Origin of the sequence: Pseudomonas izuensis (assembly GCF_009861505.1) — a bacterium.
Taxonomy (GTDB): Bacteria; Pseudomonadota; Gammaproteobacteria; order Pseudomonadales; family Pseudomonadaceae; genus Aquipseudomonas; species Aquipseudomonas izuensis.
In genome coordinates this window covers 36872-52603 of sequence record NZ_WTFT01000035.1, presented here as the reverse complement: position 1 = coordinate 52603, position 15732 = coordinate 36872, and the positions used below count along the sequence as shown (strand labels likewise).

Below are 15732 nucleotides of genomic sequence, written 5' to 3'. Positions count from 1 at the left end.
CCTTGAACAAGCAAATGACCACGGCCGAGATCGTCGGCCAGCTGCGTGACGGCATGACCATCGGCATCGGTGGCTGGGGTCCGCGGCGCAAACCCATGGCCCTGGTGCGCGAGATTCTGCGCTCGGACCTCAAGGACCTCACCGTGGTCGCCTACGGTGGTGCGGATGTCGGCATGCTCTGCGCGGCGGGCAAGATCAAGAAACTGATATTCGCCTTCGTCTCGCTGGATTTCATTCCTCTGGAACCGTACTTCCGCAAGGCACGCCAGGAAGCGGCGCTGGAAGTGATGGAGATCGACGAAGGCATGCTGTTGCTCGGGCTGCGGGCGGCGGCGATGAACGTGCCGTTCATTCCGACGGCGGTGGGCCTGGGCACCGATGTGCTGCGGCACAACCCGCAGATCAAATTGATCGCCTCACCCTATGCCGATGGCAAGGATTGGGTCGCCATGCCCGCACTCAAGCTCGACGCGGCGCTGGTGCACGTCGACCGCGCCGATGCGCGCGGCGTATGCCAGATCAGTGGTCCGGATCACTACATGGACGACCTGTTCGTGCGCGCGGCAACCCACAGCTACGTGACCTGCGATGAGCTGGTGGACAGCGCGTATTTCCACCGCGATCCGGCACTGGCGCATCAGGTGTTCTGGGAACGCAACCTGACCACTGCCGTGGCCCACGTGCCGGGCGGGGCGCATCCGTCGTCCTGCGCGCCGCTGTATGGCTTCGACGTCGCGCACTTCAAGGCTTACAACGCCACGGTCCAGGCGGCCGATGGCTGGCAGGGCTACGTCCGTGACTACGTTGACTGCACCCACGAACAGTACCTGGACAAGGTCGGCGGCCTGGCTGCCATCCGTGAACTGCCGTTGCCGATTTTCTGAGGAAGCCTTTCGATGAACACGACTACTTATAGCCTCGCCGAGTTGATGATCTGCGCGGCCTCTGAAGCCTGGCGCGAAGACGGCGAAGTGTTGGCCAGCGGCATCGGCGTGATCCCGCGCCTGGCCGCGTCACTGGCCATGCTCACCAGCAACCCGCAACTGCTGATGACTGATTCCGAAGCCTACATGGTTGCCGAACCGGTGCCCTTGGGCGCACGCAATGGCTACGAACCCAAGCGCGACAGCTGGATGGGCTTCTCGCGGATTTTCGACAACGTCTGGGGCGGCAAGCGTCATGCACTGGTGGGCCCGACCCAGATCGACCGTTTCGGCCAGGCCAACATTTCCTGCATCGGTGACTACGCCAAGCCCAAGGCGCAGATGCTCGGTGTGCGCGGCTTCCCCGGCAACTCGATCAGCCACGCCAACTCGTTCTGCGTGCCGAGCCATAACCGCCGGGTGTTCGTCGAAGGCGAGGTCGATATGGTCGCTTCGGTCGGCTACAACCCGGCTCGCCTGGCCCGTGGCTGGTCGCTGGACGACATCGACATCCGCCTGATCATCACCGACCTGTGCGTGCTGGATTTCCAGGGCCCGCAGCGGCAGATGCGCATCCGTTCGCTGCACCCCGGCGTGACGGCGGCGCAAGTACAGGACAACACAGGGTTTGAGCTTCACGTACCGGACGACTGCCCGACCACCGCGGCCCCGACGGCCGAGCAGTTGCAACTGATCCAGCGTCTGGACCCGCACAACCTGCGCGCCCTGCAACTTAAAGACAACCCGCCAGGCCAACGCTGAGCAACGCGTTGCGGAGACAAGTGATGGCTGAAGATAACGATAACAATCAGGCCGAGGTGGTGTTGTACGAGGTGCGCGGCGCGGTGGCCCTGGTCACCATGAACCGCCCCGAGTTCCACAACGCGCAGAACTCGCAGATGACTTATGCGCTGGACGCGGCGTTTCGCCGGGCCTGCGATGACGATGAAGTGAAAGTCATTGTGCTGCGTGGCGCCGGCAAGCATTTCTCCGCCGGGCATGACATCGGCACACCCGGTCGAGATGTGGACAAGACCTTCGACCGGGCGAGCCTGTGGTACGACCATGTGAACAAGCCGGGCGGCGAGTTTCTCTACGCCCGTGAGCAGGAGGTTTACCTGGGCATGTGCCGACGCTGGCGCGAGATGCCCAAGCCGACCATCGCCATGGTCCAGGGCGCCTGCATTGCCGGCGGGTTGATGCTGGCCTGGGTCTGCGACCTGATCGTCGCCAGTGAGGATGCTTACTTCGCTGATCCGGTGGTGCGCATGGGTATTCCCGGTGTGGAGTATTTCGCCCATGTGCATGAACTGAACCCGCGCATCGCCAAGGAGTTCCTGTTCCTCGGCGAACGCATGCCGGCCCCGCGTGCCTATCAGATGGGCATGCTCAACCGGGTAGTCGCCCGCGATGAGCTGGAGCAACAGACGCTCGACATCGCCGGGCGCATCGCGCAGATGCCACGCCTGGGCCTGCAATTGAGCAAGCAGGCGGTGAACAACGCTGAAGACCTGATGGGCAAGCGCGCGACCATGGACATGGTCTTTGGCCTGCATCACTTCGCCCACGCGCACAACGAACTGGTGTCCGGTGACCGCCTTGGCGGCTACGACGCCAAGGCCATGGCCAGTTCCCAGCGCAAAGCGGGCGGGGCGTGAGCATGGCGATTTCCTTGAACACTCGACTGACCGAGTTGCTCGGTTGCCGCTACCCGATCATCCAGACCGCCATGGGCTGGGTCGCCGATCCGAAACTGGTGGCGGCCACGGGCAATGCCGGGGGCTTCGGTTTTCTTGCCGGCGCGACCATCGAGCCGCAGCAGATGGAATCGGCGATTCTTGAAACCCGGCGCCTGACGGATCAGCCATTCGGTGTGAACTTCCATATGTATCAAGCCAACGCCGCTGACATCGTCGAGCTGGTGTTGCGCCACAAAGTCCGGGCGGTCAGCTACAGCCGTTCGCCCGGCAAGCAAATGATCAGCCGTCTGAAGGATGCCGGGGTGGTGTGCATTCCTACCGTGGGTGCCCTGAAACACGCACAGAAAGCCGTGGAAATGGGCGCCGATGCGGTGACCGTGCAGGGCGGCGAGGGCGGCGGGCATACCGGCTCGGTGCCGACCTCGATGCTGCTCGATCAGGTGGTCAACGCCGTGTCGGTGCCTGTGGTGGCAGCCGGTGGTTTCAAGGACGGCAAAGGCCTGGTCTCGGCGCTGGCCTACGGCGCCGAAGGCATCGCCATGGGCACGCGGTTTCTGATGTGCGCCGACAGCCCGGTACCACGGGCGACGCTGGCGCGTTACCTGGCGGTCAAGGACCCGGCGGCGATCATCATCAGCCGCGCCATCGACGGCATGCCGCAACGGATGATCCGCAACGAATTGCTCGATCAGCTGGAAAAAAGCGGTGGCCTCAAACGCTTGCTGCTGGCGTTGCAGAGTGGCCTGGCGTATCGCCGCCATACCGGCATGAGCCTGACGCAACTGCTCGGCAGTGCCTTGAAGATGCGCGGCGCCGGTGAACTGACCGCCGCGCAAAGCCTCATGGCCGCCAACGCGCCGATGGTGATCCAGAAAGCCATGGTCGATGGGCAACCGGCCGAGGGTGTTTTGCCTGCCGGGCAGATCGCCGCCTCCATCGACAGCCTGCCCAGCTGCGCCCAATTGATTGAACAGATCGTCCGCGACGCCGAAGCGCGCCTGGGCGAGCTGTGCCGCCGTGTGTCGTGAAGGGAAAAAGTCATGAAACCATTTAGCGTCAGTATCGATAACGGCATTGCCGAACTGGTGTTCGACCGGCCACCGGTCAACGCCTTCAACTGCCAGGGCTGGGCCGACATCGCCAGCGAGATCGAAAATCTGGGCCGTCATTGCGATGTGCGGGTGATCGTGATCCGTGCCGAAGGTCGCGGCTTCTGCGCCGGGGTCGATATCAAGGAACTGGCCGCCGACGGCAACCTGATCGTCGCGGTGAACAAGGGCAACTACGACAGCTTCAAGGCGATCCATCGCAACCCGAAACCGGTGATCGTCGCCGTGCACGGCTTCGTGCTCGGTGGCGGCATCGGCATTTGTGGCGCTGCCGACATCATCGTCGCGTCCGAGTGCGCCACCTTCGGCGTGCCGGAAGTGGATCGCGGTGCCATGGGCGGCGGTGCGCATTTGCAGCGGCTGTTCCCGGTGCAGAAAGTCCGTCACATGTATTTCACCGGCGAGGCCATCGACGCCGCCGAAGCCTGGCGCCTCGGTGCGGTGGAGCAAGTGGTCAAGCGCGAAGACCTGCGCGAAACCGCCCTGCAGATCGCTCGCACCATCGCCGCCAAGAGCCCGGGCATGATCAGCCTGGCCAAGGAAGCGCTGACCGGCATCGAAGACGGCAATCTCGAAGACAAATACCGCTGGGAGCAGGGCTTCACCCTCGAAGCCTATCGCTCACTGGATTCTCAGGAAGCACGCGACTCGTTCGTCGAGAAACGCGATGCCCGATTCAACGGCTGAAGGCACATTCATGGACCTGACCTATACCCCGGCCCAGCAGGCCTTTCGTGCCGAAGCGCGAACCTGGCTGACGGCCAATGTACCGAGTGAACCGCTGCAATCGTTCGACACCGAACAGGGCTTTGCCGAGCACCGTGCCTGGGAAGCCAAACTCAACGAAGGCCGTTGGGGCATGGTGACCTGGCCGACCGAACTGGGCGGGCGCGGCTGCGACTTGATCGAGTGGCTGATTTTCGAAGAGGAATACTACCGTTCCGGGGCGCCGGCACGGGTCAACCAGAACGGCATCTTCCTGCTCGGCCCGACCTTGATGGAGTACGGCAGCGAAGAACAAAAGGCACGTTTTCTGCCGCGCATGGCCACCGGTGAAGACATCTGGGCCCAGGCCTGGTCCGAGCCGGGTGCCGGTTCCGACATGGCGGCGATCCGCTCCCGAGCCGAACGGATCGGCGACCACTACGTGATCAACGGTCAGAAAACCTGGTCGACCCGCGCGGTGTGGGCCGATTGGGCCTTCGGTATTTTTCGCACTGACGGGCAGTCCCAGCGCCATCACGGCCTGACGTTCATTCTGCTGCCGCTGGATACGCCGGGGATCACTGTGCGGCCGATCCCGCAGCTCAACGGTCTGCCGGGGTTCGCCGAGATCTTCTTCGATGACGTCAAAGTGCCAGTGGAAAACGCCCTGGGCGGCGAGGGCATGGGCTGGCATGTGGCGATGTCCACCGCCGGGTTCGAACGGGGATTGCTGCTGCGCTCACCCGCGCGTTTTCAGGAAACCGCGCGACGGCTGGTGCAGTTGTATCAGGCCAACCGCGAGCATGCCGACCGCGACCCGGCCATCGGCGAGGCGGTGATGCGTGCCTGGCTGGACGCCGAGGCCTACACCCTGAGCACCTACATGACCGCCTCGCAATTGGTGCAGGGCGGCAAGATCGGCCCGGAATCTTCGACCAACAAGATCTTCTGGTCGGAACTGGATCAGCGCATGCACGACACCGCCCTGAGCATCCTCGGCCTGCGCGGCGAGCTGCTGCCCGAAGCGCCGGCGGCCGGCGATGTCGGTCATTGGCTGGAAGGTTTCCTGTTTGCCCAGGCCGGGCCGATCTACGCCGGCACCAACGAGATCCAGCGCAACATCATTGCCGAACGCATGCTCGGCATGCCGCGCGCCTGAGGAAGAGACCATGGACTTTAGTTTCAGCCGCGATCAACTGCTGTTTCAGGACAGCGTCAGAAGTTTTCTGATCAATGAAGTCACCCCGGAGCGCATTCGCGAACTGTGGCAGAGCGACAGCGGGCGCAGTGACGAGCTGTGGGCGCAACTGGTGGAGCTGGGCCTGACCGCCCTGACGGTGCCCGAGGCGCACGATGGCATGGGTCTCAATGAACTGGACTTCATTCTGATCGCCCAGGAATGTGGTTATGCTGGGCTGCCCGAGCCGTTGGTGGAGACGATGCTGGTCGGTGTGCCGTTGCTTGCCGCACTCGATGATCGACACGCAGCACTCAAGCAGCACTGGTTGTCGCGGGTTGCGCAGGGCAGTGCGCGACTGGCGATTGGCGAGCCGGGTAACCCGCTGGTCAGCGATGCCCATGTTGCGGATCTGTTGTTGCTGGCCCATGGCGATGAAGTGCATGCGGTTGAGCGTGAAGCAGTGAGCCTGACGCGTAACGTATCGGTCGACCCCAGCCGCCAGTTGTTCCAGGTCCAGTGGACGCCGGCGCCTGCTACCTGCGTTGCCAGCGGTGAACAGGGCCGTCGTTTGTGGGCCGCTGCGGTCAACCGCGGCGCCCTCGGTAGTGCCGCTCAATTGCTGGGGCTGGCCAAGCGCATGGTCGACCTGGCGGTGGACTACACCTTCGAGCGCAAGCAGTTCGGCAAACCAGTCGGTTCGTTCCAGGCGGTCAAGCATTTGATGGCCAATGTCGCGGTGCAGATCGAATTCGCCAAAGGCCCGTTGTATCGCGCCGCTCATGCCGTCGCCGGGCAGCAGGCAGGGCAGGACGTGCTGGTGTCCCACGCCAAACTGGCGACGGCGGAAGCGGCCATGCTGGCCGCGAAAAACACCATCCAGGCCCACGGCGCGATGGGGTACACCTGGGAAGTCGACCTGCATCTGTTCATGAAACGCGCCTGGGCGCTGGACAAGGTCTGGGGTGATCGCGGGTTGCACAAAGGGCGGATTCGCGGGGCGCTGTTCGATGGCAATCGCGCGTTGGGTGCCGGAAATACCTTTTGATCACATCCCCTGTAGGAGCAAGGCTTGCCCGCGATGGCGGAGTGTCAGCCACATCAATGTTGACTGACACTCCGCCATCGCGGGCAAGCCTTGCTCCTACAGGTTATCGGTCGATGTTGATGACCGTGCAAGGCTCCAATTCTTTTCACCGAGGTAAACCATGCCTGAAGCCTACATAGTCGACGCCCTGCGCACGCCCACCGGACGGCGCAAGGGTGGTTTGAGCCAGATTCACGCCGCCGACCTGGGCGCCCATGTGTTGCGCTCGCTGGTTGAGCGCAATGCCATCCCCGACGACGATTACGACGATGTGATTTTCGGCTGTGTCGACACCATCGGCCCGTTGGCCGGGGACATCGCCCGCACCAGTTGGCTGGCTGCCGGCCTGTCGCAATCGGTGCCCGGCACCACCATCGACCGCCAGTGCGGTTCGTCCCAGCAAGCGGTGCACTTCGCGGCGCAGGCGATCATGAGCGGTACCCAGGACGTGGTCGTGGCCGGTGGTGTGCAGACCATGACCCAGATCCCGATCTCTTCGGCGATGATCGCCGCCGAGCCCCTGGGCTTCAGCGATCCGTTCAGCGGTTCCGAAGGCTGGGTCCGCCGTTATGGTGCACAACCACCGACACAGTTTCGTTCGGCGCAGATGATCGCTGAAAAGTGGGACCTGTCCCGGGCCCAGCTGGAAGCCTGGTCGCTGGAGTCCCATCAGCGGGCCTTGCGCGCCATCGAACAAGGCCGGTTCAGCCGCGAAATCGTACCGCTGGCCGGTGTGTTGCACGATGAAACGCCGCGCCAGACCAGCCTGGAAAAAATGGCCGAACTGGAGTTTCTGTTCGGCTGCGACCGGGTGACGGCGGCGGTATCGAGCCAGACCTGCGATGCGGCCAGCGCGATGCTGATCGTTTCCGAAGCGGCGCTCAAGCGTTACGGGCTGACGCCCCGTGCACGCATTCACCACCTGAGCGTGCGCGCCGAAGACCCGATCTGGATGCTCACCGCGCCGATCCCGGCCACCGCCTATGCACTGAAACGCGCCGGCATGCGGCTCGAAGACATCGACCGGGTGGAAATCAACGAAGCCTTCGCCTCGGTGGCCATGGCCTGGCTCAAGGAGACCGGCTATCCCCATGAACAAACCAACGTCAACGGCGGCGCGATTGCCCTCGGCCATCCGTTGGGAGCCACTGGCACGCGGTTGATGTGCAGCCTGTTGCATGAACTGGAACGCAGCGGCGGTCGCTATGGCTTGCAGACCATGTGCGAAGGCGGTGGCCAGGCCAATGTGACGATTATCGAGCGGTTGTAAGCGAACCCGATTTCAAGAAACACCCTGACCCTGTAGGAGCGAGCCTGCTCGCGATGACGGTATGTCTGTCACATGGATGTCGGATGTGCCGCCGTCATCGCGAGCAGGCTCGCTCCTACAGGGAACCCGTCGACCAGGAAGGAATAACAACATGAAAATCTGTGAAAACCGCGTGGTGATCATTACTGGCGCCGGTGGTGGTCTGGGCCGGGCCTATGCGCTGGCCTTTGCCGCCGAGGGCGCCAAAGTGGTGGTCAATGACATCAATCGTGAGGCGGCACTGGCCGTGGTCGGCGAAATCCTCGGTCAGGGCGGCAGCGCCGTGGCCAACAGCGACGACATCACCCGCTATGACTCGGCGGCGCTCATCGTGCGCCAGGCCATCGAAACCTTCGGCGGACTGAATGTAGTGGTCAACAACGCCGGCATCTGCCGCGACCGCATGTTCGCCAGCCTCACAGAGGCCGATTGGGATGCGGTGGTGGCCGTGCATCTGAAAGGCCATTTCTGTATCGCCAGTCATGCCGCCAAGTATTGGCGTGAGCAGGCCAAGGGTGGCGCAAAGGTCAATGCGCGGATTATCAACACCAGTTCCGGCGCCGGGTTGCAGGGTTCCATCGGCCAGTCCAACTATGCGGCGGCCAAGGGTGGGATTGCTTCGTTGACGTTGGTACAGGCGGCGGAACTGGGACGCTACGGGATTACCGTCAACGCCCTCGCTCCGGCGGCGCGAACCGGGATGACCGAGCAGGTGTTTGCCGAGACCATGAAGAAGCCGGAGGAGGGCTTTGATTACTTCGCCCCGGAAAACGTTGCGCCGCTGGTGGTGTGGCTCGGGTCCGAGGCGTCTGCCGATGTCACCGGCCAGATGTTCGAAATCGAGGGCGGCAAGTTGTCGATTGCCGACGGCTGGCGTCGAGGTCCTGAACTGGATCGCAAGGGTCGCTGGGCGGTTGGTGAGATGGGTGACGCGGTCGCTCAACTGCTGACTCAGGCGGTTCCGGCGGCAAAGGTGTACGGCAGCTGAAAAAGAGCAGTCTGGGAAGGGCCATGCATGGCTATAATCGGCCCACTATACGATCCCCTGTAGGAGCGAGCCTGCTCGCGATGGTCGTCAACGATAACGCGGGTTGTCTGATGACCCGTGGTGTCTGGTGGTTCATCGCGAGCAGGCTCGCTCCTACAGGTGGCTGATGTTTCCCTCCGTCACACCATGAGACCTGCCATGACCATTTCCCTGTATGACGCTTCCGTTCCGGTTTTCAAACAGATGCTCAACGCCCTGAGCGATGTGCTGAACAAGGCCGAAGCCCACGCCACCGCCAAGAACATCGACCCGAACGCCTTCCTGCAAGCCCGCCTGTACCCGGACATGTTCCCACTGGTGCGTCAGGTGCAGATCGCCGTTGATTTCGCCAAAGGCGTGTCCGCGCGTCTGGCTGAAGTCGAATTGCCGAAGTACGACGACACCGAAACCACCTTCGCCGAGCTACAAGCGTTGATCGCCAAGGTGCTGGCGTTCATTGGTGAGATCAAACCGGAGCAGATCAACGGCAAGGAAGGCATCGAAATCGTGACCCGTCCGGGCACGCCGAAAGAGAAGCGCTTTTCCGGCCAGGCTTACCTGCTGACCTACGGCCTGCCGCAGTTCTTCTTCCACGTCACCACCACTTATGCGCTGCTGCGTCATAACGGTGTGGAAGTGGGCAAGCGCGATTACATGGGCGCGTTCTAAACCGCCCGGCTACAAAAAAACTGTAGGAGCGAGCCTGCTCGCGATGGAGTGTCAGCCGGGTACGTGTTGGCTGACACACCATCGCGAGCAGGCTCGCTCCTACAGGGTTGGGTGTTAAGCCAATCGTTGGGCTTTTGCCTCTTCACCCAGGCAAGCCGCTGCCGTGAACAATACGTCAGTGGACGAATTCAACGCCGTCTCCGCCGAATCCTGCAGCACACCAATAATGAAGCCGACCGCCACCACCTGCATGGCGATTTCGCTGGGGATGCCGAACAGGCTGCACGCCAGCGGGATCAGCAGCAGCGAACCACCGGCCACGCCCGAGGCGCCACAGGCACAAATAGCCGCGACGACGCTCAGCAGAATGGCCGTGGGAATGTCCACGGCAATGCCCAGGGTGTGCACCGCCGCCAGAGTCAGCACAGTGATAGTGATCGCCGCGCCGGCCATGTTGATGGTGGCGCCGAGCGGGATCGACACCGAGTAAGTGTCTTCATGCAGGCCCAGGCGCTTGCTCAGCTCAAGGTTGACCGGAATGTTCGCCGCCGAACTGCGGGTGAAAAACGCGGTGATGCCGCTTTCGCGCAGGCACATCAGCACCAGTGGATACGGGTTGCGGCGCAGCTTCCAGAACACGATGACCGGGTTCATCACCAAGGCCACGAACAGCATGCAGCCCAGCAACACGGCCAGCAGATGCGCGTAGCCGATCAGGGCGCCGAAACCTGACGTGGCCAGAGTCGAGGCTACGAGGCCAAAAATCCCCAGCGGCGCAAAGCAAATGACCAGGCGCACAATCACTGTCACACCGTTGGAGAGGTCGCCCAGCACTTCGCGCGTGGTATCACCGGCATGGCGAATGGCGATGCCCATGCCGATCGCCCAGGCCAGAATGCCGATGAAATTGGCGTTCATCAGGGCACTGACCGGGTTGTCGACCACGCTGAGCAGCAGGCTTTGCAGCACTTCGCCGATGCCGCCCGGTGCGGTGACGGCAACGTCATGGGTGGACAGGACGAGACTCGACGGGAACATCATGCTGGCAACCACCGCGACCACGGCGGCCGCGAACGTGCCCAGCAGATACAGGAATAGGATCGGCCGGATGTGGGTTTGCTGACCGTGCTTGTGGTTGGCGATCGAGGCCATGACCAGGACGAACACCAGAATCGGCGCGACCGCCTTCAGCGCGGACACGAAGACTTTGCCGATGAAGGCGGTGGACTTGGCCGCTTCAGGCGCAATCAGGGCCAGGGCAATCCCGGCGATCAGGCCGATGATGATCTGCGTGACCAGGCTGGTGCGTTTCAGGCGTTGCAATAGAGAAGGGGATGAAGCGGTCATAAAACGGCATCTCGGATTTTATTGGGTGCGGGGGTGTCGCGACATCGAGGCCGGAAAGCGGCCGGTGAACAGGCTGTACGTTTCGCGGGGCGCGGACTTTATCACAGCGACGTCCCGATCCTTGAGCCTGTGACGATCTGCCACCCAATTGCCTGGCGTGATTTGCAGCTTCGTGCAACCCTGTTCGCAAACACTCTGTTAAGCTTCGCCATCCTCATTTTCATGTCTGCCAGTGAGCCCTCGGGCTATCGCTGGTGTCGTCGTTTTCTGGAGTTCTGCATGCTGTTGCCCATTCTTCTGTTGTCGGCCGCCGGTTTTACGGTGCTGACCACGGAATTCATCATCGTCGGCCTGTTGCCGGCCATCGCCCGTGACCTCGACGTCAGCATCCCCCAAGCGGGTTTGCTGGTGACTCTGTTCGCCTTCACAGTTGCCGCCTTCGGGCCATTCCTCACCGCGTACTTTGCCCGCTTCGAACGCCGCAAGCTGTTCATCTCTGTGCTGATCATGTTCGGCCTGGCCAATACCCTCGCGGCGCTGGCACCGAATATCTGGGTAATGGCGTTTGCCCGGTTGATTCCGGCATTGGGTCTGCCGGTGTTCTGGGCGCTGGCCAGTGAGACGGCGGTGGACATCGTCGGACCGGACTATGCCGGGCGTGCCATTGCCAAGATCGGCTTCGGCATCGTCTGTGCCACGGTGTTCGGCATTCCGGTGGGCACCTTGATTTCCGATGCGTTCGGCTGGCGCAGCGCCTTCGCCATTCTGGCGTTCATCGCCTTTGCCAAGGCTTTGCTGCTGTTTATCTACCTGCCGAAAACCAACCTGCACCAGCATCAGGTCAGCTTCCGCTCGCAGTTCAAGATCCTGCGCAGCCCATTGATGGTGGGACATGTGCTGTTGTCGATCGTGGTGTTCAGCGGCATGTTCACGGCCTACACCTACCTGGCGGATATCCTGGAGCGCCTGGCCGGCTTCAACGGCACAGTGGTCGGCTGGTGCCTGATGGGATTCGGCGCGGTCGGGCTGATCGGCAATTCCCTGGGCGGGCGCGCGGTGGATCGTCATCCGCTGGTGGCCTCGATGATGTTCTGCGCGTTCATGATTGCCGGCCTGGTGACGCTGGTGCCGAACATTCATTCGCCCTTCGGCCTGGCCGCGGCGATGGGCATCTGGGGGGTGACGCAAGCCGCGTTGTTCCTGGTCAGTCATGTGCGCCTGATGAAAGCCGCGCCCGAAGCTCCGGCGTTCGCCGCGTCGCTGAACATCGCCGGGGCCAATCTCGGGATTGGCCTGGGTGCCATGATCGGCGGCCGGGTGATCGACAGCGTCGGCCTGCAAGGCCTGGGTTTTGCCGCCGCCGGATTTATCCTCGCGTCAATTCTGTTGGCCATCGCGTTGATGACCTTCAAGCCCCGCGAAGTCGTCACAGCGCTGTAAACAGCTCGCGTCGGGCACCTTCGGTAATGGCGACAATGCCGGGGTGCTTGACCTTGCGTTCCACCGAGATGGCGTAGAACGACTCGCGCACCGCGTCGGTCTGGCCGATCACCTCCACGCCATATTGGCGCTTCACTTCATCGGCAATCACGCTCGGGCCAATGAAAATCCCGCTGCCGGATTGGCCGAAGGCCTGCATCAAGGCGCTGTCGTCGAACTCGCCGACAATCTGCGGCTGGACCTGCTGTTCGGCGAACCAGCGTTGCAAGCGGCTGCGCACCACGGTTTCCGGCCCGGGAATCAGCAGGGGCGCGCCGTGCAGGCTGCGGGGAAAGTCCTGGCCGTAGCGCGCCGCCAATTCGGTGGTGGCGAAAAAGCTGATCCCGCATTCGCCGAGTTTCTGGCTGTAGCCCTTGATGTCCAGGTGCGAGGGCATCGGGCTGTCGGAAATCACCAGGTCCAGGCGCTGGATCGCCAGGTCGGCCAACAATCGTTCGAGCTTGTCCTCGCGACAGGTGATGCGCAGCGGCTCGCTCAATTCCATGGTCGGGGCGATCAGGCGATAGACGATGGATTTGGGCACCACATCGGCGACGCCTACCCGAAACAGAATCTGCTGTTCATGGGGTTGCGCCCGCAACATCAACTCCAGTTCGCCACCCAGCTGAAACATTTGTTCGGCGTAGGGCAGGGTCTGGCGCCCGGCTTCGGTGAGTTCAAGTTGCCGGCCTACCCGGCGAAACAATTCGATGCCGTAGGTGTGTTCGAGCAGCGATATCTGCCCGCTGATGGTCTGGGGCGTCAGGTTCAACTGCTCGCAGGCGCGTACGATGCTGCCGGTCTTGGCCACCACCCAGAAGTAATGCAATTGCCGATAGTTGAGCATGGTGATCTACAGTTCGTAAAAACCGAAGTATAACCGCTGAAAATACGAATTTTCCTGAAGTGTTCATCTCTCTAGAATGCATCGCTATCAACGGGCCATCGTTGCGGCGCCGTTTGTTCTATCGAGGAAAAGATCATGAAGCTCAAATCCACGGCGCTGCTGATTGCGTCGTTACTGGTTCTGGCCGGTTGCGAACAGGCCGAAAAAAGCGCTCAGCAACTGATGGGCAAGGCTGCCGAAAGTGCCAAACAGGCTATCGACGATACCCACAAAGCCGCCGAACAAGCGCTCAGTGATGCGGCCGGCGGGTTGATCGGCAAAAAGGAATCATCGGAAAAAGACGCGGAAAAAACCGAATCTTCGTCCCAGGAAATCTAAACCGTCTTACAGCGAGTCAGGACTGACCCATGGAATACCTTTTACAGCTAGCCGCCAGCCCCGCAGCGTGGGTCGCCCTGGCCACCCTGGTGGTGATGGAAATCGTGCTCGGCATCGATAACCTGATCTTCATCTCGATTCTGACCAACAAGTTGCCCGAGCAGCACCGGCAGAAGGCTCGTCGTATCGGTATCGGCATGGCGCTGATCCTGCGCCTGGGCCTGTTGAGCACCATCGCGTTCATCGTCCAGTTAACCGAGCCTGTGATTGACATCTTCGGCCAGGCGTTCTCCTGGAAAGACATGATCCTGATTGCCGGCGGTCTGTTCCTGTTGTGGAAGGCAACCACCGAGATTCATCACAGCATGGACCCGGCGCCGGAAGATCCGAAGTCCGCGACCTCAACCGTGACCCTGGGCTTTGCCGCCGCGATCGGCCAGATCCTGATGCTGGACATGGTGTTCTCCATCGACAGCATCATTACCGCTGTCGGCATGACCGAGCATTTGCCGATCATGATCATCGCGGTGGTGGTGTCGGTACTGGTGATGTTGCTGGCCGCTGACCCGCTGGCCAAATTCATCAATGACAACCCGACGGTGGTGATGTTGGCCCTGGGCTTCCTGATCATGATTGGCATGACGCTGATCGCCGAAGGCTTCGGCGCCCACGTACCGAAAGGTTACGTCTATGCGGCCATGGCGTTCTCGGCTGCGATCGAGGTGTTGAACATGATGTCCCGGCGGGCGAAGCAGAAGCGCGTAACCGCTGAAGCCTGACCGGCGCTGAATAAAACGGCCGCCTGAACTCACAAGAGTCCAGGCGGCCGATTTTTTTGTGCGGTGGAAAAATGCCAATCAGTGGGCGGAGGCGTGATGCACGGCGGTTTTATCGGTTTTCGTCAAAGGTGCGGGCTGGGCAGGGTGATGATGACGGCGGGTAATGCGCAGAACCCCCCATAACATGGCGGCGGCAACCGCCAGCCAGCTGGAAATCAACATCACGATTGTCATTGTCAGGCTCATCGGTGCCTCCTCTTTGCCCTGCCGCGGGCACACACGCTTTGCAAGTGACAGTCTAGTCGCTGGCATGTTGCACGCTATTGACCGAAGGTCGATGGCGACCAACCAGTTCGCTCTATCCAACGCAATCAACTACCGGTTAAGGCTATACCGCGGTCGCGCGGCGTCCTATGATCGACAGCCAAGCCGGGAAGCAGATTGCCCGGCGTCTGAACAAGAGAGTGATGATGGTGCGGGTAATTCCTCGAATTCTATCGGCGGCGGTGATCGTGGGTTGCGTCGCTGGCCTGGCCGGTTGCGCCGGCAGCGTTGCACCGCAGATCAAGCGTCTGCCGGAACGTGTCGAACTCAGCGGCCGGTTCTATCGCGGCGTGGCCAATCAGAGCGGGCCGCAAGTGCTGGCGAGCATGTTGGACCAGCAAGGCATCGTGATAACCCCGGGCTTGCTGGATAAGCCGTTGCATTTGCCGGGCGCTGAAGCCCAGCTGCAACAAAACATGCAGAACCTGGCCCGTGAGTACGGGATGATGGTTTATCCGCTGGACAGCAACCTGCCAGCGTTGTTGACCCAGGTGGCGGCCGGTTACCCGGTGATGGTGCGCTTTACCGAAGGCTCCGTGCTCTGGGCCGAACCACGGTATGCGATTCTGTCCGGGTATAATCGCCAGAAGCAGACCGTGTTGTTGCGTGCAGGGATGGATCAGCGATTGCTGATGAGCTTTGGCTCGTTCGAATCGGCATTCAAGGACGCCGGTGGATGGGCGGTGCTGATTCAGGCACCAACGCAGATTCCGGCCGAAGTCGATCAACAGCGTTGGCTCAAGGCGGCCAATGATCTCGCCCAGGCCGGCCAGGAACAGGCGGCGGCGAAGGCCAAGGGCGCTTTGAAGGCGCAGTAAGCCCGTTCGTCATCTGCCGGGCACATCGGTGCGCTGGAGGTATCTGATATTCAA

Annotated in this window: 17 protein-coding genes; 14 read left to right on the top strand and 3 right to left on the bottom strand. The window is 61.9% G+C overall.

Annotated elements, in window-relative coordinates; translation table 11 throughout:
* Positions 1 to 2: 2 nt before the first annotated feature.
* From GPL81_RS24385 to GPL81_RS24340, 10 genes are all read left to right on the top strand, one after another.
* The gene (locus GPL81_RS24385) at positions 3 to 884 is read left to right on the top strand and encodes a CoA transferase subunit A (protein WP_160108784.1); all 882 of its coding nucleotides are present in this window, start codon (positions 3 to 5) and stop codon (positions 882 to 884) included.
* A gap of 12 nt (positions 885 to 896) precedes the next feature.
* Positions 897 to 1685, top strand: coding sequence for a CoA-transferase subunit beta (locus GPL81_RS24380; RefSeq protein ID WP_160108783.1), 789 nt, complete (start codon positions 897 to 899; stop codon positions 1683 to 1685).
* Between the two features lie 23 nt (positions 1686 to 1708).
* Positions 1709 to 2581 carry an enoyl-CoA hydratase gene (locus GPL81_RS24375; protein ID WP_160108782.1) on the top strand — a complete coding sequence of 291 codons (873 nt, stop codon included), beginning with the start codon at positions 1709 to 1711 and terminating at the stop codon, positions 2579 to 2581.
* A 2-nt stretch (positions 2582 to 2583) separates the two neighbouring features.
* Positions 2584 to 3651 (top strand): NAD(P)H-dependent flavin oxidoreductase, encoded by a 1068-nt coding sequence (locus GPL81_RS24370; protein ID WP_160108781.1) that lies wholly within the window; start codon positions 2584 to 2586, stop codon positions 3649 to 3651.
* A 12-nt stretch (positions 3652 to 3663) separates the two neighbouring features.
* Entirely contained in the window at positions 3664 to 4419 is a 756-nt protein-coding gene (locus tag GPL81_RS24365; protein ID WP_160108779.1) for an enoyl-CoA hydratase family protein, read from the top strand.
* 10 nt (positions 4420 to 4429) lie between these two features.
* A complete protein-coding gene (locus GPL81_RS24360; RefSeq protein ID WP_160108839.1) occupies positions 4430 to 5596 on the top strand; it encodes an acyl-CoA dehydrogenase family protein in 1167 nt (388 codons plus the stop codon).
* A gap of 10 nt (positions 5597 to 5606) precedes the next feature.
* Entirely contained in the window at positions 5607 to 6662 is a 1056-nt protein-coding gene (locus GPL81_RS24355) for an acyl-CoA dehydrogenase family protein (protein ID WP_160108778.1), read from the top strand.
* Positions 6663 to 6822: 160 nt separating this feature from the next.
* Positions 6823 to 7971, top strand: coding sequence for an acetyl-CoA C-acetyltransferase (locus GPL81_RS24350; RefSeq protein WP_160108777.1), 1149 nt, complete (start codon positions 6823 to 6825; stop codon positions 7969 to 7971).
* 151 nt (positions 7972 to 8122) lie between these two features.
* The gene (locus GPL81_RS24345; protein ID WP_160108776.1) at positions 8123 to 8998 is read left to right on the top strand and encodes an SDR family oxidoreductase; all 876 of its coding nucleotides are present in this window, start codon (positions 8123 to 8125) and stop codon (positions 8996 to 8998) included.
* 198 nt (positions 8999 to 9196) lie between these two features.
* Complete coding sequence (locus GPL81_RS24340; protein WP_096510021.1) at positions 9197 to 9706, top strand: DUF1993 domain-containing protein; 510 nt, start codon at positions 9197 to 9199, stop codon at positions 9704 to 9706.
* A gap of 114 nt (positions 9707 to 9820) precedes the next feature.
* On the opposite strand, the gene sstT is transcribed toward GPL81_RS24340, so the two are convergent.
* The gene (gene sstT, locus GPL81_RS24335) at positions 9821 to 11053 is read right to left on the bottom strand and encodes a serine/threonine transporter SstT (protein WP_160108774.1); all 1233 of its coding nucleotides are present in this window, start codon (positions 11051 to 11053) and stop codon (positions 9821 to 9823) included.
* A 279-nt stretch (positions 11054 to 11332) separates the two neighbouring features.
* Between sstT and GPL81_RS24330 the strand changes: the two genes are divergently transcribed.
* Entirely contained in the window at positions 11333 to 12493 is a 1161-nt protein-coding gene (locus tag GPL81_RS24330) for an MFS transporter (protein ID WP_096510023.1), read from the top strand.
* Here the strand turns inward: GPL81_RS24330 and nhaR are convergent.
* On the bottom strand, positions 12480 to 13379 hold the full coding sequence (nhaR, locus tag GPL81_RS24325; RefSeq protein WP_160108773.1) for a transcriptional activator NhaR: 900 nt from the start codon (positions 13377 to 13379) through the stop codon (positions 12480 to 12482). The two genes, GPL81_RS24330 and nhaR, sit on opposite strands and share 14 nt — an antisense overlap.
* Positions 13380 to 13514: 135 nt before the next feature.
* On the opposite strand from nhaR, the gene GPL81_RS24320 reads away from it, so the two are divergent.
* The gene (locus GPL81_RS24320; protein WP_160108772.1) at positions 13515 to 13757 is read left to right on the top strand and encodes a hypothetical protein; all 243 of its coding nucleotides are present in this window, start codon (positions 13515 to 13517) and stop codon (positions 13755 to 13757) included.
* A 29-nt stretch (positions 13758 to 13786) separates the two neighbouring features.
* On the top strand, positions 13787 to 14536 hold the full coding sequence (locus tag GPL81_RS24315; RefSeq protein WP_096510026.1) for a TerC family protein: 750 nt from the start codon (positions 13787 to 13789) through the stop codon (positions 14534 to 14536).
* Positions 14537 to 14614: 78 nt separating this feature from the next.
* On the opposite strand, the gene GPL81_RS31150 is transcribed toward GPL81_RS24315, so the two are convergent.
* The gene (locus tag GPL81_RS31150; RefSeq protein ID WP_178122627.1) at positions 14615 to 14782 is read right to left on the bottom strand and encodes a hypothetical protein; all 168 of its coding nucleotides are present in this window, start codon (positions 14780 to 14782) and stop codon (positions 14615 to 14617) included.
* Positions 14783 to 14949: 167 nt separating this feature from the next.
* Here GPL81_RS31150 and GPL81_RS24310 point away from each other — a divergent pair, with 167 nt between their 5' ends.
* Positions 14950 to 15678, top strand: a complete 729-nt coding sequence (locus GPL81_RS24310) for a peptidase C39 family protein (RefSeq protein WP_096510027.1) — start codon at positions 14950 to 14952, stop codon at positions 15676 to 15678.
* Positions 15679 to 15732 lie beyond the last annotated feature (54 nt).